The 20,082-nt window shown below is 65.8% G+C and carries 22 protein-coding genes; 17 read left to right on the forward strand and 5 right to left on the reverse strand.

The features are described from left to right. Positions 1-108: 108 nt before the first annotated feature. From iscR to ACI1V7_RS02785, 10 genes are all read left to right on the forward strand, one after another. Positions 109-573: a Fe-S cluster assembly transcriptional regulator IscR gene (gene iscR, locus ACI1V7_RS02740; RefSeq protein ID WP_290413606.1), complete on the forward strand. Its 465-nt coding sequence runs from the start codon at positions 109-111 to the stop codon at positions 571-573. A gap of 33 nt (positions 574-606) precedes the next feature. Further along, positions 607-1,863 carry an IscS subfamily cysteine desulfurase gene (locus ACI1V7_RS02745; protein ID WP_404530238.1) on the forward strand — a complete coding sequence of 419 codons (1,257 nt, stop codon included), beginning with the start codon at positions 607-609 and terminating at the stop codon, positions 1,861-1,863. A gap of 54 nt (positions 1,864-1,917) precedes the next feature. Beyond that, positions 1,918-2,316 carry a Fe-S cluster assembly scaffold IscU gene (iscU, locus tag ACI1V7_RS02750; RefSeq protein WP_290413608.1) on the forward strand — a complete coding sequence of 133 codons (399 nt, stop codon included), beginning with the start codon at positions 1,918-1,920 and terminating at the stop codon, positions 2,314-2,316. Between the two features lie 120 nt (positions 2,317-2,436). Then, a complete protein-coding gene (gene iscA / locus ACI1V7_RS02755) occupies positions 2,437-2,760 on the forward strand; it encodes an iron-sulfur cluster assembly protein IscA (protein ID WP_314541649.1) in 324 nt (107 codons plus the stop codon). A 4-nt stretch (positions 2,761-2,764) separates the two neighbouring features. Next, positions 2,765-3,280, forward strand: coding sequence for a Fe-S protein assembly co-chaperone HscB (hscB, locus tag ACI1V7_RS02760; RefSeq protein ID WP_404530239.1), 516 nt, complete (start codon positions 2,765-2,767; stop codon positions 3,278-3,280). Positions 3,281-3,433: 153 nt separating this feature from the next. Beyond that, complete coding sequence (gene hscA / locus ACI1V7_RS02765) at positions 3,434-5,323, forward strand: Fe-S protein assembly chaperone HscA (protein WP_404530240.1); 1,890 nt, start codon at positions 3,434-3,436, stop codon at positions 5,321-5,323. A 149-nt stretch (positions 5,324-5,472) separates the two neighbouring features. Then, positions 5,473-5,811: an ISC system 2Fe-2S type ferredoxin gene (gene fdx / locus ACI1V7_RS02770; protein WP_404530241.1), complete on the forward strand. Its 339-nt coding sequence runs from the start codon at positions 5,473-5,475 to the stop codon at positions 5,809-5,811. 28 nt (positions 5,812-5,839) lie between these two features. Next, positions 5,840-6,757, forward strand: coding sequence for a class I SAM-dependent methyltransferase (locus ACI1V7_RS02775; RefSeq protein ID WP_404530242.1), 918 nt, complete (start codon positions 5,840-5,842; stop codon positions 6,755-6,757). An 8-nt stretch (positions 6,758-6,765) separates the two neighbouring features. After that, positions 6,766-7,797, forward strand: a complete 1,032-nt coding sequence (gene ltaE / locus ACI1V7_RS02780) for a low-specificity L-threonine aldolase (protein ID WP_404530243.1) — start codon at positions 6,766-6,768, stop codon at positions 7,795-7,797. Further along, complete coding sequence (locus tag ACI1V7_RS02785; RefSeq protein WP_404530244.1) at positions 7,797-8,531, forward strand: RNA pseudouridine synthase; 735 nt, start codon at positions 7,797-7,799, stop codon at positions 8,529-8,531. The genes ltaE and ACI1V7_RS02785 overlap by 1 nt, the downstream gene beginning before the upstream one ends. A 110-nt stretch (positions 8,532-8,641) precedes the next feature. Here the strand turns inward: ACI1V7_RS02785 and ACI1V7_RS02790 are convergent, their stop codons facing one another. Genes ACI1V7_RS02790 through ACI1V7_RS02805 form a run of 4 tightly spaced genes read right to left on the reverse strand, consistent with a single transcriptional unit; the run spans position 8,642 to position 10,908 of the window. Continuing rightward, entirely contained in the window at positions 8,642-9,184 is a 543-nt protein-coding gene (locus tag ACI1V7_RS02790) for an RDD family protein (protein WP_404530245.1), read from the reverse strand. 21 nt (positions 9,185-9,205) lie between these two features. Then, positions 9,206-9,940 carry a DUF3106 domain-containing protein gene (locus tag ACI1V7_RS02795; protein ID WP_404530246.1) on the reverse strand — a complete coding sequence of 245 codons (735 nt, stop codon included), beginning with the start codon at positions 9,938-9,940 and terminating at the stop codon, positions 9,206-9,208. Between the two features lie 3 nt (positions 9,941-9,943). Next, positions 9,944-10,342, reverse strand: a complete 399-nt coding sequence (locus ACI1V7_RS02800; protein ID WP_404530247.1) for a DUF3619 family protein — start codon at positions 10,340-10,342, stop codon at positions 9,944-9,946. Further along, positions 10,339-10,908, reverse strand: a complete 570-nt coding sequence (locus ACI1V7_RS02805) for an RNA polymerase sigma factor (RefSeq protein ID WP_404530248.1) — start codon at positions 10,906-10,908, stop codon at positions 10,339-10,341. The genes ACI1V7_RS02800 and ACI1V7_RS02805 overlap by 4 nt, the downstream gene beginning before the upstream one ends. Before the next feature lie 240 nt (positions 10,909-11,148). On the opposite strand from ACI1V7_RS02805, the gene ACI1V7_RS02810 reads away from it, so the two are divergent. From ACI1V7_RS02810 to ilvC, 4 genes are all read left to right on the forward strand, one after another. Next, complete coding sequence (locus tag ACI1V7_RS02810) at positions 11,149-11,799, forward strand: glutathione S-transferase family protein (RefSeq protein WP_404530249.1); 651 nt, start codon at positions 11,149-11,151, stop codon at positions 11,797-11,799. 409 nt (positions 11,800-12,208) lie between these two features. Further along, the gene (locus ACI1V7_RS02815) at positions 12,209-13,930 is read left to right on the forward strand and encodes an acetolactate synthase 3 catalytic subunit (RefSeq protein ID WP_404530250.1); all 1,722 of its coding nucleotides are present in this window, start codon (positions 12,209-12,211) and stop codon (positions 13,928-13,930) included. Continuing rightward, the gene (gene ilvN / locus ACI1V7_RS02820; RefSeq protein WP_027867685.1) at positions 13,930-14,421 is read left to right on the forward strand and encodes an acetolactate synthase small subunit; all 492 of its coding nucleotides are present in this window, start codon (positions 13,930-13,932) and stop codon (positions 14,419-14,421) included. Before ACI1V7_RS02815 ends, ilvN begins: the two co-directional genes overlap by 1 nt. Before the next feature lie 135 nt (positions 14,422-14,556). Then, on the forward strand, positions 14,557-15,573 hold the full coding sequence (ilvC, locus tag ACI1V7_RS02825; RefSeq protein ID WP_404530251.1) for a ketol-acid reductoisomerase: 1,017 nt from the start codon (positions 14,557-14,559) through the stop codon (positions 15,571-15,573). A 66-nt stretch (positions 15,574-15,639) separates the two neighbouring features. Here ilvC and ACI1V7_RS02830 read toward each other — a convergent pair whose 3' ends face one another. Beyond that, positions 15,640-16,530 carry a LysR substrate-binding domain-containing protein gene (locus ACI1V7_RS02830; RefSeq protein ID WP_404530252.1) on the reverse strand — a complete coding sequence of 297 codons (891 nt, stop codon included), beginning with the start codon at positions 16,528-16,530 and terminating at the stop codon, positions 15,640-15,642. Positions 16,531-16,697: 167 nt separating this feature from the next. Here ACI1V7_RS02830 and ACI1V7_RS02835 point away from each other — a divergent pair, with 167 nt between their 5' ends. From ACI1V7_RS02835 to pssA, 3 genes are all read left to right on the forward strand, one after another. After that, positions 16,698-18,179, forward strand: coding sequence for an MFS transporter (locus tag ACI1V7_RS02835; RefSeq protein ID WP_404530253.1), 1,482 nt, complete (start codon positions 16,698-16,700; stop codon positions 18,177-18,179). 154 nt (positions 18,180-18,333) lie between these two features. After that, a complete protein-coding gene (locus ACI1V7_RS02840) occupies positions 18,334-19,116 on the forward strand; it encodes an SIMPL domain-containing protein (RefSeq protein ID WP_404530254.1) in 783 nt (260 codons plus the stop codon). A gap of 93 nt (positions 19,117-19,209) precedes the next feature. Beyond that, positions 19,210-20,070: a CDP-diacylglycerol--serine O-phosphatidyltransferase gene (gene pssA / locus ACI1V7_RS02845; RefSeq protein WP_404530255.1), complete on the forward strand. Its 861-nt coding sequence runs from the start codon at positions 19,210-19,212 to the stop codon at positions 20,068-20,070. Positions 20,071-20,082 lie beyond the last annotated feature (12 nt).

Below are 20,082 nucleotides of genomic sequence, written 5' to 3' on the forward strand. Positions count from 1 at the left end.
ATTCGATCAACTAATCAGGTTTTACGCAACGCCGCAGAGGTGGGCGTGGATGGGTCGGTTGAAGAGAAGCAAGATTTTAACACTGTTTGTACACCAACCGGGGTTGTGATGCGTCTGACCACCAAAGGCCGTTTTGCTGTTACTGCGATGATCGATCTGGCGCTCCGCGAGGGCAACGGACCGGTCACGCTGTCGGGCATCAGCCAGCGCCAGGCCATTTCGCTGTCCTACCTGGAGCAACTGTTCGGCAAGCTGCGCCGCCACGAGATCGTGGAATCGGTGCGCGGCCCGGGCGGCGGCTACAGCCTGGCACGTACTGCCGACAAGGTGACCGTCGCCGACATCATCATCGCCGTCGACGAGCCGATCGATGCCACCCAGTGCGGCGGCAAGGAAAACTGCCATGGCGCCGATGCGGCGGCCGGTACGCGCTGCATGACCCACGAGCTGTGGGCCACGCTGAACGCGAAGATGGTCGACTTCCTCGATTCCGTCACCCTGCAGGACCTGGTCGATCAGCAGAAACAGAAAGAACAGAACGTCGTGGTGATGCACCGCCACGCCGCCGTCTGACAAAACCAAGCAGCACATCGATGGAGTGAACACATGAACGCGCCCCTGGACAAAAAAATCGAGCAGAGCTTCGCGACTGCGCCGCATTTCCCGATCTACATGGACTACTCGGCTACCACGCCGATCGATCCCCGTGTCGCGGACAAGATGATTCCGTTCCTGCGCGAGCAGTTCGGCAATCCGGCCTCGCGCAGCCACGCCTACGGCTGGAGCGCCGAAGCGGCCGTCGAGGAAGCGCGCGGCCACGTCGCCGCCCTGGTGGGCGCCGATCCGCGCGAGATCATCTGGACCTCGGGCGCGACCGAATCGAACAACCTGGCGCTGAAGGGCGCCGCGCACTTCTATAAAACGAAGGGCAAGCACATCATCACCGTGAAGACCGAGCACAAGGCCGTGCTGGACACCGTGCGCGAACTGGAACGCCAGGGCTTCGAGGCGACCTACCTCGAGCCGCAGGACAACGGCCTGGTGTCGATCGAGCAGCTGGAAGCGGCGATCCGCCCGGACACGATCCTCGTCTCCGTCATGTTCGTGAACAACGAGATCGGCGTGATCCAGCCGATCGCGGAAATCGGCGAACTGTGCCGCAAGAAGGGCGTCATCTTCCACTGCGACGCGGCGCAAGCCACCGGCAAGGTCCACATCGACCTGAACGAACTGAAGGTCGACCTGATGACCTTCACCGCGCACAAGACCTATGGTCCGAAGGGCATCGGAGCCCTGTACGTACGCCGCAAGCCGCGCATCCGCCTGGAAGCGCAGATGCACGGCGGCGGCCACGAGCGCGGCCTGCGTTCGGGCACGCTGGCGACCCACCAGATCGCCGGCATGGGCGAAGCCTTCCGCATCGCCAAGGAAGAGATGGACGACGAACTGGCGAAAGTGAAGGCGCTGCGCGACCGCCTGGCCAAGGGCCTGCTGGAGATCGAAGAGGTCTACATCAACGGCGACATGGAACACCGCGTGCCGCACAACCTGAACGTGTCCTTCAACTTCGTCGAAGGCGAATCGCTGATCATGGCCGTCAAGGACCTGGCCGTGTCGTCGGGTTCGGCCTGCACCTCGGCGTCGCTGGAACCGTCGTACGTGCTGCGCGCCCTGGGCCGCAGCGACGAACTGGCGCACAGCTCGATCCGCTTCACCATCGGCCGCTTCACGACCGAGGAAGACATCGACTTCGCCGTAGAGCTGCTCAAGTCCAAGGTCGGCAAGCTGCGCGAACTGTCGCCGCTGTGGGACATGCACAAGGAAGGCATCGACCTGAACACGATCCAGTGGGCCGCCCACTGATCGCCGCACGCGGTACGCTGAACATCGAACACTGAACGGAACAAGGAGCACCAAATGGCTTACTCGGACAAAGTACTGGACCACTACGAAAACCCGCGCAACGTGGGCGCCTTCGACAAGAACGCCGATGACGTCGGCACCGGCATGGTCGGCGCGCCGGCCTGCGGCGACGTGATGAAGCTGCAGATCAAGGTCAACGACCAGGGCCTGATCGAAGACGCGAAGTTCAAGACCTACGGCTGCGGCTCGGCGATCGCCTCGAGCTCGCTGGTGACCGAATGGGTCAAGGGCAAGACCCTGGACGAAGCGCTCGCGATCAAGAACACCCAGATCGCCGAAGAACTGGCCCTGCCGCCGGTGAAGATCCACTGCTCGATCCTGGCAGAAGACGCGATCAAGGCGGCCGTGGCCGACTACAAGACCAAGCACGCGAGCGAAGTCAAGGCCGCGTGACGTCATGGTGGGCACACGGTGCCCACCCTACGAATGGAATCCGGGCGATGTCTCGCCCGTAGGGTGGGCATGACATGCCCACCATGAGCAGCAACAAGCAACGACGTTGGAGATAAGCACATGGCAATCACCCTCACCGAAAAAGCCGCCCGTCACATCACCCGTTACCTCGAACGCCGGGGCAAGGGCGTCGGCCTGCGTTTCGGCGTGCGCACCACGGGTTGCTCCGGCATGGCCTACAAGCTGGAATACGTCGACGAGCCTGGCGCCGAGGACAATGTGTTCGAATCGCATGGCGTGAAGGTCTTCGTCGATCCGAAGAGCCTGGCCTACATCGACGGCACCGAGCTCGATTTCGCCCGCGAAGGCCTGAACGAAGGCTTCCGCTTCAACAACCCGAACGTCAAGGACAACTGCGGTTGCGGCGAAAGCTTCCGTATCTAGTCCGATGCAGAACCACTTCGACCTGTTCCAGCTCCCGGCCCGCTTCGACGTCGACCAGGATGCGCTCGACAGCGCCTACCGCGAAGTGCAGGGCCGCGTCCATCCGGACCGCTTCGTGAACGCCAGCGACGCCGAGAAGCGCGTCGCCATGCAATGGGCCACGCGCGCCAACGAGGCCTACCAGACCCTGCGCAATCCCCAGAAGCGCGCCCAGTACCTGTGCGAGCTGAACGGCGTCGACCTGCAGGTCGAGTCCAACACGGCCATGCCGATGGACTTCCTGATGCAGCAGATGGAATTGCGCGAGGCCCTCGCCGACGCGCGCGCGGCCAAGGATGCTGCCGCCCTCGACGAACTCGATGCCCAGGTGCGCAGCGAAAAGAAGAGCCGGCTGGCCCAGGTGGGCAAGCTGCTCGACGCCGGCGACTACCAGCAGGCGGCGCAGGGCGTGCGTGCGCTGATGTTCCTCGACAAGTTCGGGGATGAATTGCATTACGCGTTCGAGGCGTTGGAGGGTTGATCGTCCGTGCATGGTGGGCAGGTGATGCCCACCCTACGCGCCCTCGTGATCCATCGAGAATGCGTCATGTCGTAGGGTGGGCACCATGTGCCCACCATCGTGCGCCCACGATACGCAACCCGATCCACAAGAATAAAACCAGGTAACACGACCATGGCACTACTGCAGATCTCCGAACCCGGCATGTCGACCGCGCCGCACCAGCACCGGCTGGCGGTGGGTATCGACCTGGGCACCACCAACTCGCTCGTCGCGACCGTCCGCTCCAGCATCCCGGAAGTCCTCAGCGACGAGGATGGCCGCGCGCTGCTGCCGTCCATCGTGCGCTATCTCCCGAACGGCAACGCGAATATCGGCCACAAGGCCCAGGCGTTCCAGACCACGGACCCGAAGAACACGATCGTCTCCGTCAAGCGCTTCATGGGCCGCGGCCTGAAGGACATCGCGCACGCCGAGAACCTGCCGTACGATTTTGTCGATGCGCCGGGTATGGTGCAGGTGAAGACGGTGGCCGGCATCAAAAGCCCGGTCGAGACCTCGGCCCAGATCTTGGCCACGCTGCGCCAGCGCGCCGAGGATGCATTGGGCGACGACCTGGTCGGCGCCGTGATCACCGTGCCCGCCTACTTCGACGATGCCCAGCGCCAGGCCACCAAGGATGCGGCCCAGCTGGCCGGCCTGAACGTGCTGCGCCTGCTGTCCGAACCGACCGCCGCCGCCATCGCCTACGGCCTGGACCACGGCAAGGAAGGCGTGTACGCCGTCTACGACCTGGGCGGCGGCACCTTCGACATCTCGATCCTCAAGCTGTCCAAGGGCGTGTTCGAAGTGCTGTCGACGGGCGGCGATTCCGCGCTGGGCGGCGACGACTTCGACCAGCGCCTGTTCTGCTACATCACCCAGCAGTCCGACCTGGCGCCGCTGTCCGACGTCGACACGGCGACGCTGATGGTCAAGGCGCGCCAGGCCAAGGAACTGCTGTCGACGAACGAAGAGACGACCGTCGAGGCGATCCTGAAATCGGGCGAACTGGTGCAGGTGACGATCACCGCCGCGACCTTCGCCGAGATCACCCAGCCGCTCGTCGCCAAGACGATGAACGCGGTGCGCAAGGCGATGCGCGATGCCAACGTGTCGGTCGAGGACGTCGACGGCGTCGTCATGGTCGGCGGCGCCACGCGCATGCCGCACATCCGCCGCGCCGTCGGCGACTATTTCAAGACGATCCCGCACGCGAACATCGACCCGGACAAGGTCGTCGCACTGGGCGCCGCCATCCAGGCCAACCTGCTGGCCGGTAACCGCGCCGCCGGCGACGACTGGCTGCTGCTGGACGTAACCCCGCTGTCGCTGGGCATCGAGACGATGGGCGGCCTGGTCGAGAAGATCATCCCGCGCAACTCGACGATCCCGTGCGCGCGCGCCCAGGAATTCACCACCTTCAAGGATGGTCAAACTGCGTTGGCTGTTCATGTCGTGCAAGGAGAGCGCGAGCTCGTGTCCGACTGCCGCTCGCTGGCCCGTTTCGAGCTGCGCGGCATCCCGCCGATGGCGGCCGGCGCGGCGCGCATCCGCGTGACGTACCAGGTCGACGCGGACGGCCTGCTGTCCGTGTCCGCGCGCGAGACGCGTTCGGGCGTGGAAGCGTCCATCACCGTCAAGCCCTCGTACGGCCTGGGCGACGACGAGGTGGCGCGCATGCTGCAGGATTCCTACAATGCCGCGCAGGTCGACATGGCCGCGCGCGCGCTGCGCGAGGAACAGGTGGAGGCCGAGCGCATCCTGCTGGCCACGGCCTCGGCGCTGGAGACGGACGCCGACCTGCTGAGCGCCGAGGAACGCGCCGCGGTCGCCGTGCTGGAGCAGGGCGTGCGCGATGCGCAGGCCCGCTCGAACGATGTGGCGCTCGCCATCGAGGAACGCCAGAACAAGCTGCACGACGCCGTGCAGGCGCTGGCCCACGGCACCGAGGAATTCGCCGCGCGGCGCATGGACAAGAGCGTGCGCAAGGTATTGGCCGGCAAGTCGCTGGATCAGGTGTAAGCGCGAACACGAAATAACGCCGTCCCCGCAAAACAACGTCGTCCCCGCGCAGGCGGGGACCCAAGTTTGCAAGCATTGCGGTAACGCGTGCTGAAATTGGATCCCCGCCTGCGCGGGGACGACGATACCATTACAAACGAGGTCAAGAAGTGCCACAAATCGTCATCCTCCCCCATCCCGTCTTCTGTCCCGAAGGCGCCGTGCTCGAAGGCCCGGCCGGCAAGTCCATCTGCGACGTGCTGCTCGAGAACGACATCGAGATCGAACACGCCTGCGACCGCGTGTGCGCCTGCACCACCTGCCACGTGATCGTGCGCGAAGGGTTCGACTCGTTGAACGAGCAGGAAGAAAAGGAAGAGGACATGCTCGACAAGGCCTGGGGCCTGGAGCCGAACTCGCGCCTGTCCTGCCAGGCCATCATCGCCGACGAAGACCTCGTCGTCGAGATCCCGAAATACACGATCAACCACGCCGCCGAGAACCATTGAACGCCGGCGCCATCGCCGACCTCCGACCATGAAACACGCTGCCAAAGCCGGTGCCCGGCCTGCCGCCAAGCCGGCGCCGACGATCTACGAACTGGCCCCGGAGATCAAGCCGAACCAGTCGATCGAGCTGCTGAAGGAACTGCACATCCTCACGCGCGACGGCAAGTTGAACCAGGACAGCCGCCGCAAGCTCAAGCAGGTCTACCACCTGGTCCAGTTCATCGAGCCCCTGCTGAAGGACGTGCTGGCCGACCACGCCGACGTGTCCGTCGTCGACCACGGCGCCGGCAAGTCCTACCTCGGCTTCATCCTGTACGATTTGTTCTTCAAGGGCCGCGAAGACCAGTCTCGCATCTACGGCATCGAGACGCGCGAGGAACTCGTGCAGAAGTCGACGGAGCTGGCGCAGCGCCTGGACTTCCCCGGCATGTCCTTCCTGAACCTGTCGGTGGCGGAATCGACGGCATCCGACAAGCTGCCTGCCACCATCGACGTCGTCACGGCGCTGCACGCCTGTAACACGGCGACCGACGACGCCATCGACTTCGCGCTGAAGAAGCAGGCCAAGCACATCGTGCTGGTGCCGTGCTGCCAGGCGGAGGTGGCCTCCGTGCTGCGCAAGAACAAGGGCCGCGACCTGGGCCGCAGCGCGCTGACCGAGATCTGGCGCCACCCGATCCACACGCGCGAATTCGGCAGCCAGATCACCAACGTGCTGCGCTGCCTGCAGCTGGAAGCGCACGGCTACCAGGTGACGGTGACGGAACTGGTGGGCTGGGAGCATTCGATGAAGAACGAGCTGATCGTCGCCACCTATAAAAACCTGCCGCGCCGCCGTCCCGCCGAGCGCCTGCAGCAGGTGCTGGCCGAAGTCGGGCTGGAAGAGCTGAAGGAACGCTTCTATACTGGACAGCCCGTCGCAGAAGCGGAAGCGACCCCTCACTGAAGAGACCCATGAGCGACCACCAACACCCGATCGACCTGCGCAGCGACACCGTCACCCAGCCGTCCGCGGCGATGCGCGCCGCGATGGCGGCCGCACCCGTCGGCGACGACGTGTATGCCGACGACCCGACCGTCAACCGCCTGCAGGACTACGCGGCCGAGCTGTTCGGCTACGAAGCGGGCCTGTTCGCGCCGAGCGGCACGCAAACGAACCTGATCGCGCTCATGGCCCATTGCGCGCGCGGCGACGAGTACCTGGTCGGCCAGGAAGCGCACACGTACAAATACGAAGGCGGCGGCGCCGCCGTGCTGGGCTCGATCCAGCCGCAGCCGATCGCCAACCAGCCGGACGGCAGCATCGCGGTGGCCGACATCGCTGCCTACATCAAGCCGGACGACATGCACTTCGCGCGTTCGCGCCTGCTGGCGCTGGAAAACACGATCGGCGGCCGCGTGCTGCCCCAGGACTACGTCAAGGCCGCCACCGACTTCGCCCACGCGAAGGGGCTCGCCACGCACCTGGACGGCGCGCGCATCTGCAATGCGGCCGTCAAGAACGGCATCAGCCTGCGCGAGGCCGTCGCCGGTTTCGACACCGTGTCCGTGTGCCTGTCGAAGGGCCTGGGCGCGCCCGTCGGTTCCGTGCTGCTGGGACCGAAATCCTTCATCGAGCAGGGCAAGCGCCTGCGCAAGATGCTGGGCGGCGGCATGCGCCAGGCCGGCGTCATCGCCGCAGCCGCGCACTATGCGCTGGAGCACAACGTCGAGCGCCTGGCGGACGACCACCGCAATGCCGCCGACCTGTCGGCCGGCCTGGGTGCGATCGCCCCGCTGAAGGTGACCACGCCGCAGACGAACATCTTCTATGTCGAGATCCCGGAAGCCGCCTGCGCGCCGCTGCGCGACGCGCTGGCCCGGCAGGGCATCCGCGCCTCGATCGGCCCGCACACGCGCCTCGTGACCCACCTAAACGTGAGCAGCGAGGACGTGCAGACGGTGATCGCCGCGTTCCAGGCATTCTTCAAGGATTGGCGCAACTGATGAGCGAGCAAGCGATGACCGACGACGCCATCCGCCTCGCCAAGCGCGTGGCCGAGACCGTGCCCTGTTCGCGCGGCGAAGCCGAGCGCTACATCGCCGGCGGCTGGGTCACGGTCGATGGCGACGTCGTCGAGGACCCGGCCACGCGCGTGCTGCCCGCGCAGGCCGTGGCGCTGCTGCCGGGCGCCGAACCCGTCGAGCCGCTGCCCGTGACGATACTGCTGCACAAGCCGGCCGGCATCGACATGGACGGCGCGCTGGCGCTGCTGTCGGAACAGACGCTGGCGGCGGACGGGAAGGGGACCGACGGAAAGGGAGCACCGCGCTTCCTGCGCCGCCACCTCGTGAAACTGGCGCCGGCGGCGCCGCTGCAGGCAGCCGCCAGCGGCATCGTCGTGTTCACCCAGGACTGGCGCGTGCAGCGCAAGCTGGTCGAGGACGGCGACCGCATCGAGCAGGAATTCGTGGCCGAGACGACGGACTACGTGTCCGACGAGGCGCTGGCGCGCCTGCAGGCCGCAATCCGGCCGAACGTGCCCATCAAGGCCAGCCGCCAGAGCGAGGCGCGCCTGCGTTTCGCCGGCAAGCGTATCCGTCCCGGTCAGCTGGAAGAACTGTGCGCGGCCGCCGGCCTCACGCTGAAATCGCTGCGCCGCCTGCGCATCGGCAAGGTGGCGCTGTCCAGCCTGCCGGCGGGACGCTGGCGCTACGTCAAGGAATTCGAGCACTTCTGATTGCAGGCGTACCGATCCGTCGCCCCGGCGCAGGCCGGGGCCCAAGTTAGCCGGCATGTGCAATGCTTGTGAGATTGGGCCCCGGCCTGCGCCGGGGCGACGTTGTTTTGTCAGGAAGCTTCAGGCGTCGCCTCGGCCGGCGTGGTCGGCGCAGTGGGTCCCGCCGCCTGCGCCTTCGGAATCGCCACGATGCGCGTGCCCGCCAGGCGGTCATGCAGGAAGCGGCGGTCCTTGTCGAACAGGGCAGTCATGCTCCAGGCGGCGATGCCGATGGCGAGCGCGGCGGCCATCTGGCCCTTGCCGTGCAGGCCCGCGAGCCAGCACACGAGGAGGGCCGGCAGGAACCAGCCCCAGGCCGCCAGGTAGCGCAGCATGGCCGTGCGCAGCGGCAGGCGGGCGCCGCCGTCGGTGACCACGCACAGGCGCCAGGTCTTCATGGCCAGCGTATGGCCGCTATTGGTCCACGAATAGACGAAATAGGCGCCCGTGACGAGGAACAGCCAGGCTTTCAGGCCGTGCTGGAACGCGGGATCGTGGCGGTTGCCCGTCACGACGAGCCACAGCGCCACCGCCAGCATCTCCACCGCCGCCAGCAGGAAGGTCTCGTAGACCATCGCGGTCAGGCGGCGCTTGATGCTCGGGGTGGGCGTCATGGGTATCCTCGGCGTGATGCGTCAGGCGTTGTTCGGCGTGATGCCCCAGTTGGACGGGACCGGCTTTTCCTGCACCGGCGGGGGCGGGGGCAGCGGCACGACGGGTTGTGCCTGGGGCGCGGGCGGCGGCACCGGCGCGGCCACGCACGGCGGCGTGGCGGAGACGGTGTTCTTGACCGTGCCGACGGGGCAGGAGGTCAAGCCCTTCACGACCGGCGGCGCGGGCTTGGCGTCGCGCTGGGCGTCGGCCGCCTTGCGTGCGCTCGATTCGGCCAGCTTGCGCTTCTGGTCGTCCGACAGCTGCTGGTAGTTCTGCCAGGTGGCGTTCTTCTGGTCCGGCGTGATCTTGCGGGCCTTCATGTAGGTCTCGCGGGCCAGCTCGCGCTGTTCGGGGGTCAGCTTGACCCAGGCGCGCATGCGCTCGGTGACGCGCTGGCGCTCTTCCGGCCGCATCGTCGCGTAGCGCTTGGCCAGTTCCACCCACTTGGCGCGGCGCGTGCCGTCCATGCGGCTCCATTCGCCCTGCAGCGGCTGCAGGATGGCCTGCTGGGCCGGCGTGAGGGCACTCCACGGCAGCTTGTCGCGTTCCTTGCGCGCGCCGTCGCGGCTGCGGCCGGACGGGTCGGCCGCGGCAGATGCGGCCGCGCCGCCGTCCGGGGAAGAGAAGCCGCCATAGCGCCCGACGGCGAAGGCTGCCGCGCCGGCAAGAACGATCACGGCGACGGAGCCGGCGACCTTACGCTTGTTTGCCGCCATCCTTTACTGGGCTCGCTTCGGCTGTTGTTCCTGTTGCACCAGGTAGGCCTTGAAGCCGGAGTCGGTATAGGCCGTCAGCGGCAGCTCGTCCGACATCACGGCGGCGTCCAGCTCGGCCAGCTCGCCGACGTGCTGTTCGTGCTCGGCCTGGTAGACGCCCACCAGGCCGGCCACCATGGCGACCAGGGGCGCGACGACGGCGAGGCGGCCCAGCATGGGCATGGCGAACAGCGCGCGGACATCGAACCCGCCGCGGCGCGCCGGCGCCTCGGCCTTCTTGCGCGCGAGCGCCTGCGCGCGCGCGGCGGCAAGGCGCTCGGTGGTCGAGGCCGGCAAATTGTCGAGGTTCTCGTTCAAGGCATGGCGGATCTTGTACGCCAGGTCGATGTCGTCGCTGTTCATAATTTTATTCCCTTGGCCTCGAGGGCTGCTGCCAGAGTGTGCGTGGCGCGAGAACAATGCGTTTTCACGCTGCCCTCGGAGCACCCCATTGCTTCGGCCGTTTCGGCCACATCCATATCCTGCCAGTAACGCATGAGGAAGGCCTCGCGTTGACGCGCCGGGAGCTTTTGTATTTCGTCGTCGATCAGGCGCAAGGTTTGCGCGCGTTCGACCTGATCGGCGCTCGACTCGGCGGCGGCCGTGCCTTCCTCGGCCTCGTAGGAGTTCAGTATATCAAAGTCCTCATCGTCGTCTTCCCTCCTTCCCAGCCCCCCGAAGAGGCTGACCCAGGTATTCCTGACCTTTTCGCGGCGGAAGTAGTCGAGGATCGTCGTCTGCAGGATGCGCTGGAACAGCGCGGGCAATTCGGCCGGCGGCTTGTCGCCGTATTTCTCGGCCAGCTTGATCATGGCGTCCTGAACGATGTCGAGCGCTGCCTCGTCCTTGCGGACCGCGTACGCCGCCTGCTTGAAGGCGCGCCGCTCGACACTCTCGAGGAAGTCGTTTAGTTCTTTGTCAGTGGCCATGCGATATGTTGGAGCCACGGGTACGTCGCCTGTGGCTTTTCGGAAAACTTTCGAATGCTAGCAAAAATCGGGGAGGACCGCAGCCGTCATGGCCAGCCGCAGGATTATAGCTGGCGAACGTGTCCAGATTGTTGCAAGCCTCGATGCACCAATAGTGTGCGAAGCGGTGCCGGGATGCGCGGGAGCACGCGCGCGGACGGGCAGCTCTACAATGGTGCCATTCACACGATTGGAGGCAGTATGTTGCGTATTCTTGGCAAGGCCACGTCGATCAATGTCCGCAAGGTGCTGTGGACCTGCCGCGAGCTGGGCCTCGCCTTCGAGCGCGAGGACTGGGGCAACGGCGTCCGGTCCATGCAGGACCCGGCCTTCCTGGCGCTGAACCCGAACGCGATGATGCCGGTGCTCGTCGACCACAGCCCCGGCGCCTCCGGCGAGCTGGCGCTGTGGGAATCGAACACGATCTGCCGCTACCTGGCCACGCGCTACGACACGGGCGAGCCGGACAGCCTGCTGCCCCGCGACCCGGCGGCCCGCGCCCGCGTCGAGCAATGGATGGACTGGCAGGCGACCGAGCTGAACAACGCCTGGCGCTATGCCTTCATGGCCCTCGTGCGCGGCAGCGAGGCCCATCGCGACGCGGCCCAGGTCGCCGCCAGCTGCGCGGGCTGGAACCGCCACATGGGCATCCTCGCGCGCCAGCTCGACCATACGGGCGCCTTCGTCGCCGGCGCCAGCTTCTCGCTGGCCGACGTGGTGCTGGGGCTGTCGGCCAACCGCTGGCTGATGACGCCGATGGAAAGGGAAGCGTATCCGGCCGTCGATGCCTGGCTGGCGCGGCTGGAAGAGCGGCCCGGTTTTGGCGAATTCTGCCGCAACGGCATCCCCTGAGCTGCCGCGCCGCAATTTTATTGCTGTGCAGGGTCGTTGCACCAAATAAGAAAATAATTTTTTTGTCTTGACCAGAATGGTGCAACGCAGTAAGGTATGGAACGCTTTGCAACCCGAAGCCCATGGTCATCCCCGACCGGCACACAAGGCCCGTCCCGGCGTGACAAGCTTTCACAATGTAGGCAGTTTGCTCCAACCCGTGCCACAAGCGCGAGGGATCCGCATTCCGCTACAGGTACTCACGCCGAACGAGTTGCGCCCAGCGCCGGTTCGTACGCCACCCTACGGGGGCCGAAGGATCGCCGTGACCGCAGAAAGAAGGGAAGCATGAGCACTGTTGCGTGACACGTATCTCGCCAGGAACGAGCATCCGATCAATCTCCCTATTGGGTCTTGAAAGGAACGTATCATGAACCACGCATCAGCTCCCATCACGGGCGCCGAGATATTGGTCCGTTGTCTGGCGGAAGAGGGCGTGAAGCACGTCTTCGGCTACCCCGGTGGCGCCGTCCTGTACATCTACGACGCCATCTTCAAGCAGGACAAATTCCAGCACATCCTGGTACGCCACGAGCAGGCAGCCGTGCACGCGGCCGACGCGTATTCGCGCAGCTCGAACGAAGTGGGCGTGGCCCTCGTCACGTCCGGCCCGGGCGTGACTAATGCCGTCACCGGCCTGTCCACCGCCTACATGGATTCGATCCCGATGGTGATCATTTCCGGCCAGGTGCCGACCCATGCGATCGGCCAGGACGCGTTCCAGGAATGCGACACGGTCGGCATCACCCGCCCCGTGGTCAAGCACAACTTCCTCGTCAAGGACGTGCGCGACCTGGCCGAGACCGTCAAGAAAGCCTTCTATATCGCCCGCACCGGCCGCCCCGGCCCCGTGCTGGTCGACATCCCGAAGGATGTCAGCATGCAGAAGGCGAACTACGCGTATCCGAAAGAAATCGAGATGCGCTCCTACCGCCCCGTCGACAAGGGCCATGCCGGCCAGATCCGCAAGGCCGTGCAATTGCTGCTGGCCGCCGAGCGCCCCATGATCTACACGGGCGGCGGCGTGATCCTGGCCAATGCCTCGGAAGAACTGAACCGCCTCGTCGACAAGCTCGGCTTCCCCGTCACCAACACGCTGATGGGCCTGGGCGCCTACCGCGCCTCGAGCGGCCACTTCGTCGGCATGCCGGGCATGCACGGCACCTATGAAGCGAACATGGCGATGCAGCACTGCGACGTCCTGATCGCCATCGGCGCCCGCTTCGACGACCGCGTGATCGGCAACCCGAAGCACTTCGCCAGCAATCCGCGCAAGATCATCCACATCGACATCGACCCGTCGTCGATTTCCAAGCGCGTCAAGGTCGACATCCCGATCGTCGGCAACGTCAAGGACGTGCTGGTCGAGCTGCTGTCGCAGCTGGAGGCCAGCGAGGCGCGCCCGAACCCGGCCGTGCAGGACTGGTGGCGCCAGATCGGCGACTGGCGCGGCCGCGAATGCCTGAAGTACCCGACCTCCGACGAGGTCATCAAGCCGCAGTCCGTCATCGAGACGCTGTGGCAGGTGACGGGCGGCGACGCCTTCGTCACGTCGGACGTGGGCCAGCACCAGATGTGGGCCGCGCAGTACTACCCGTTCAACAAGCCGCGCCGCTGGATCAATTCGGGCGGCCTGGGCACGATGGGCGTGGGCCTGCCGTACGCGATGGGCGTGCAGATGGCGAACCCCGGCGCCACCGTCGCCTGCGTGACGGGCGAGGGCTCGATCCAGATGAACATCCAGGAGCTGGCGACCTGCAAGCAATACCACCTGACGCCGAAGATCATCCTGCTGAACAACCGCTTCCTGGGCATGGTGCGCCAGTGGCAGGAGCTCGACTACAACTCGCGCTATTCCGAGTCCTATATGGATTCGCTGCCGGACTTCGAGAAGCTGGCCGAGGCCTACGGCCACGTCGGCATGCGCATCGAGAAGCCGGGCGACGTGGAAGGATCGCTGCGCGAAGCCTTCGCGATGAAGGACCGCCTCGTGTTCATGAACTTCATCACGGACCGCAGCGAGAACGTCTGGCCGATGGTCAAGACCGGCAAGGGCCTCAGTGAAATGCTGCTCGGCTCGGAGGACCTGTAATGCGACACATCATCTCCGTCCTGCTGGAAAACGAAGCCGGCGCCCTGTCGCGCGTGGTCGGCCTGTTCTCGGCCCGCGGCTACAACATCGAGACGCTGACCGTGGCGCCGACCGAAGACGCGACGCTGTCGCGCATGACGATCGTCACGAGCGGCTCGGACGACATCATCGAGCAGATCACCAAGCACCTGAACCGCCTGATCGAGGTGGTGAAGGTGGTCGATTTGACCGAAGGCCAGCACATCGAGCGCGAGCTCATGCTGATCAAGGTGAGGGCGGTCGGCAAGGAGCGCGAGGAAATGAAGCGCACCGCCGACATCTTCCGCGGCCGCATCATCGACGTGACCGAGAAGACCTACACGATCGAGCTGACCGGCGCGAAATCGAAGCTGGACGCCTTCATCGACGCCATCGACCGCGCCTCGATCCTCGAGACCGTGCGCACCGGCGGCTCCGGCATCGGCCGCGGCGAACGCATATTGAAAGTTTGATGCCGCGAGACGCATGGGGGGGCATGTGATGCCCACCCTACGGCCGACACCACCGCAATTTGAATCATGAATGCGTAGGGTAGGCACCCCGTGCCCACCAGACACCCGAATACCACGAAAAATACAGGAATAAAAATGAAAGTTTTCTACGATAAAGACTGCGACCTCTCCCTCATCAAGAACAAGAACGTCGCCATCATCGGCTACGGCTCGCAAGGCCACGCCCACGCCCAGAACCTGACCGAATCCGGCTGCAACGTCACCGTCGGCCTGCGCCGCGGCGGTGCCTCCTGGCACAAGGTCGAGCAGGCCGGCCTGAAGGTCGCCGAGGTGGACGAAGCGGTCAAGAACGCCGACGTCGTCATGATCCTGCTGCCGGACGAGAACATCGCCGAGGTCTACAAGAACAACGTCGAACCGAACATCAAGCAGGGCGCCGCGCTGGCGTTCGCGCACGGCTTCAACGTCCACTACGGCCAGGTCGTGCCGCGCGCCGACCTCGACGTCATCATGATCGCGCCGAAGGCCCCGGGCCACACCGTGCGCGGCACCTACCGCCAGGGCGGCGGCGTGCCGCACCTGGTCGCCGTCTATCAGGACAAATCCGGCGCCGCGCGCGACATCGCGCTGTCCTATGCCATGGCCAACGGCGGCGGCAAGGCCGGCATCATCGAGACCAACTTCCGCGAAGAGACCGAGACCGACCTGTTCGGCGAGCAGGCCGTGCTGTGCGGCGGCACCGTGGAACTGATCAAGGCCGGCTTCGAGACCCTGGTCGAAGCGGGCTACGCGCCGGAGATGGCCTACTTCGAGTGCCTGCACGAACTGAAGCTGATCGTCGACCTGATCTACGAAGGCGGCATCGCCAACATGAACTACTCGATCTCGAACAATGCGGAATACGGCGAATACGTCACCGGCCCGCGCATCGTGACCGAGGACACCAAGAAGGCGATGAAGCAGTGCCTGACCGACATCCAGACGGGCGAGTACGCGAAGAGCTTCATCCTCGAGAACAAGGCCGGCGCCCCGACCCTGATCTCGCGCCGTCGCCTCACGTCGGAACACCAGATCGAGCAGGTCGGCGAGAAGCTGCGCGCGATGATGCCGTGGATCGCCAAGAACAAGCTGGTCGACCAGTCGAAGAACTGACCAGCTTAGCCGCCTGAATGGGGCGGCCGCGGCGCCCTTGATACCCCGGGGCGTGGGCGAGTCCGCCTACGCGCCGGCCAGGGCGTCGGGCGCGGCCGACACCAGTTGCCGGATCAGGTTCTTCACCGCCGGCGCGCCTTCGTTACGCCGGAAAATGGCGGCCAGGTCGGACGTGATGGCCGCTCCCGCGAGCGGTTTGTAGACGACGTCCGGCAGTACCACGCTCGGCACGACGACGTCGGGAACGATCGCCACGCCCATCCATAACGACACTTCCGTCAGTACCGCCAGCAGATTGCCTGGAATGGCAGTGATGCGCGGTGCGAATCCTCCGCGCCGGCCGACTTCGCGCGTACCCAGGTCCTGTTCCGGCACGACGAAATCGTCGCCTGCGAGTTGACGTGCGTCGACCGCTTGGGCCCCCGCCAGGCGGTGGCTGGCAGGCAAGGCGACGCAGAATCGATTACGCTGGAGTATGTGGCTCGATAATCCCGTCGGCAAGGTCATCGGCAGGCGCACGAATCCCACATCCACCTGCCCCTCGGCGACCAGCTCCGGCAAGCGTCCCATCGACTGTTCACTGGCCTGCAATTGGACCATGGGCCAGTCCGAACGAAACAGCCGCATGTGCTGCTGCAGCACCCCGGCTAGCGCGGCCGACCCCACATAGCCGATCATAATGCGCCCGAGCTCCCCGCGCCCCGCGCGCCGCCCGACACCAAGCGCCTGCTCGAATTGAAGCAGGCTGGCCCGTGCCTGCTCGAGAAAAAGCTCCCCGGCGCTGGTCAGGCGAACGCTGCGCTTGCTACGTTGCAGCAGGCGTGCCTGCAAGGTGCGCTCGATCTCCTGGATCTGGACCGTCAGCGTCGACGGCGCGATGCCGAGCCGTTCCGCCGCGCGGGCGAAATGCAGCTCCTCGGCCACGGCAATGAAATAGCGAAAATGTCGGATCTCCATGGAGGACGCCTGCTCTAAATTCGGTGAGGACGAATTATTTCATCTTTTTACGTTAATGATCCGAATTCAGGAATCGGGTGTAATGGCGTTTTTGGATTCATCCCGACTTAATGCGAATGCACCCGCCATCCTCCACACAGGCCATCTGCGGTACCGCGCCCTCATCCATGCCCTTGCTGCTGACCGCGTCGCTGGGTTGCGCCGTCACGGTGCTCGATACCAACCTGGTCGGGATCGTCCTGCCGACCATCGCCCGCGACCTGAACGCCACGTTCGGGGACATCGAGTGGGTGATCAGCACCTACCTGCTGTGCTTCGCGGCGCTGCTGCTGCCTGCAGGCGTCGTCGCCGACAGGATCGGACGCAAGCGTCTGCTGCTGCTGGGACTGTTCATCTTCGGCCTGGCTTCGCTCGCCTGCGGCGTGGCCGGCAGCGCACAGGCACTTTACCTGGCCCGCGCCGGGCAGGGGGCCGGCGCAGCCTGCCTGCTCGCGCCTTCGCTAGCGGTCATCGGCCATGCGTTCCGTGGCGAGCAGGAGCGCGCGCGCGTATGGGCATTCTGGGGAGCGATCATGGGAACGACCATGGTGCTGTCGCCGCTGGTCGGCGGTGTCATCAGCCGATGGCTCGGATGGCGCTGGGCTTTTTACGTCAATCTCCCGGCCTGCGCCGTGCTGGGACTCGCGGTCGTCCGCTGGATCCCGGAGTCGCGCAGCCCTGTCCCTCGTCCGTTCGACATCCCTGGCATCGTCCTGTTCGCATCGGCCATGTTCACGTTCACCTGGACGCTCATCTCGGGCCCCGCGGAGGGATGGACGAGCATGCCGGTGCTGGTCAGGGCCGCGGCGGCGCTCTGCATGCTGGGGTGTTTCCTTGCGGCCGAGCGCCGGGTGGCGCAGCCGATGCTCGACCTGGAGCTGTTCGCGAACACACGTTTCGTCGGTGCCGTGATCGCCATGCTCGCGTATGCCGGGGCCGCCCAGGTCATGGCGTCCCTGCTGCCTCTCTACTTGCAGAACGCGCGCGGCGCCACCGCACTGGAGGCGGGTGCCGGCATGCTGCCGTTCGCGCTGGCAATGCTGCTGCTACCGATGCTGGGGAGGCGCCTGGGCGCATTCATGGCCGGTTACCAGATCCTGGCCCTCGGCTTGGCGATCGTTGCGCTCGGCAACCTCGTCATGATGTGGGCGGCGTCCATGCCGGGACTGCGTGCGCTGGATGTGCTCGGCATGGCGATCCTCGGCTCGGGAGGCGGCTTGCTGAACGGAGAAACGCAGAAGGCGATCATGGGGGCCATCCCGGCGGACCGTGCGGGGATGGCATCCGGCATCAGCACGACCTCGCGCTTCTGTGGAATATTGTTGGGCTTCGCCAGCCTCGGTGCCGTGCTGTCCAGCGGCACGCGCGCGACCCTGCTGGCCGGCTTGCCGCGCCTCGGTCAGCAGGCCCGGCCGGAGTTGATCGAACAGCTCGTGGCGGGTGACGTGACGGGAGCAGCGGGAACGGGAGGCGCCATGCCGGCAGGTCTGGCGGCGCTCTTGCAGCACGGTTTCGAAACGGGCTTTGCGCATGCCTTCCTGGCAGCTGCGGCCGCATCGGCGCTGGGTTGCGTGGTGGTGTATGGATGCATGGGCGGTGCCAGGTCTTGATCCGACCGGCCGGTCCATCGCCACGAAAGCGCAATTGCTGCCAATTGCAACCTTTTGCAACTCTTCATTACAGTCGCCCGTTCCCGAGCGGAAACCGGTTATCGTTCTCCTGCCGCGGCCCTTGCCGCAGAAACACAATAAGGAGAGAACGACGATGCCCTTCAAGAAACTGATCCTGCTGTCCGCCCTCGGCTTGGCACTGAACGCGCACGCCCAGAGCACTTCCGCGCCCGCAGAACGTGCCGCGCTCACTGCCGGCACGCTGGTCGTGGTGCCGGCCTTCGGCGAGGTCCGCCACGCCAACGACGAGGCGACAGTCACGTTCGCCGTCGAGGAACAGGACAAGGACCGCGCCGCCGCCACCGCACGCGTCAACCAGAAGATGAAGCAGGGCACCGACATCGTGAAGGGCGGCGACCCGCAGGCGCAACTGAAGACCGTCGGCTACTACACCTATCCCGTCTATCCGGAAGTGCCGGACGGCCCGCGTCCGCTGTCGACGCCGGCCGCGCGCCGCGTGCCGATCGGCTGGCGCGTGGGCCAGTACCTGGAAGTCACGACGCGCAACCTGCAGAACCTGCCGAAGGTCGCGGCCGCGGCCCAGAAGGTGCTGAACCTGAACGGCGTCGACTACCACCTGAGCAAGGAATTGCAGAAGCGCCTGGACGACGAACGCATCGCCGCCACCTACGCCAACTTGAACGAGCGCATCGCGTCGATCGCGAAAGCTATGGGCCGCGGCGTGAACGACGCCACGATCGACACGGTCGACTTCGAGGGCAGCGGCAACTACGTCGGCGAAGCGGCGCCGCAGGCAGCGCCCGCGATGATGATGCGTGCCGCGCGCGCCGATGCCGGCGCCGTGCCGGAGCCGAGCTTCGAGCCGGGCGAGACGACGCTGTCCATGCGCCTGGTCGGCAAAGTCCGGTTCCGCTAGGCGTGACGGTTCGCTAACACGGGGCGCGGGCCACTATAATGGCGTGGTCCGCGCCCCTGGCGCATTGTTACCTCAGTGCAAAGAACAACAACCATGCCCACGCTCCCCCGTCGCAGAAAGCCAGGCGCCGTCAAGGCGCCCCGATTCGCCCGCTTCGCCCGCACGCGCAAGACCGACGTCGTGTCGGCCCGCCCGCGCCGGGGCATCTACCTGCTTCCGAACGCCTTCACGACGGCCGCGCTGTTCGGCGGCTTCTATGCCATCGTGATGGCGATGAACCAGCGCTTCGACCACGCCTGCTGGGCCGTGTTCATCGCCATGGTGCTCGACAGCCTGGACGGCCGCGTGGCGCGCCTGACCAATACCCAGTCCGAGTTCGGCGCCCAGTACGACAGCCTGTCCGACATGGTGTCCTTCGGCGCCGCACCCGCGCTCGTCATCTACGAATGGTCGCTGCGCGGCCTGGGCAAGCTGGGCTGGATCGCCGCCTTCGTCTACTGCGCCGGCGCCGCCCTGCGCCTGGCCCGCTTCAACACGAACATCGAAGTCGTCGACAAGCGCTACTTCCAGGGCCTGCCCAGCCCGGCGGCGGCGGCGCTCGTGGTGGGCTTCGTGATGATGATGACGGACCCCGACATCAACGTCAGTGCCCGTAGCGTCGACTGGATCTCGTGGTGCATCGCGCTGTTCGCGGGCATCACCATGGTCACCAACGTGCCGTTCTACAGCTTCAAGGACGTCAATTTCCGCAAGTCGGTGCCGTTCATCGTCGTGTTCCTGATCGCGCTGCTGCTGGCGCTGCTGGCGATCGACCCGCCCAAGGTGCTGTGGCCGCTGTTCGTGCTGTACGGCCTGTCGGGCTACGGCGTGTTCCTGTGGCGCCTGGCCAAGGGCAAGCCGGTCAGCATCGTCCAGACCGAGGAAGAGACGTTCGATCCGAGCGAGCGGCGCTGATCAGCATCCCGT

The sequence above is a fragment of the Massilia paldalensis genome, assembly GCF_044901715.1.
In the GTDB taxonomy this organism is placed as follows: domain Bacteria; phylum Pseudomonadota; class Gammaproteobacteria; order Burkholderiales; family Burkholderiaceae_D; genus Telluria; species Telluria paldalensis.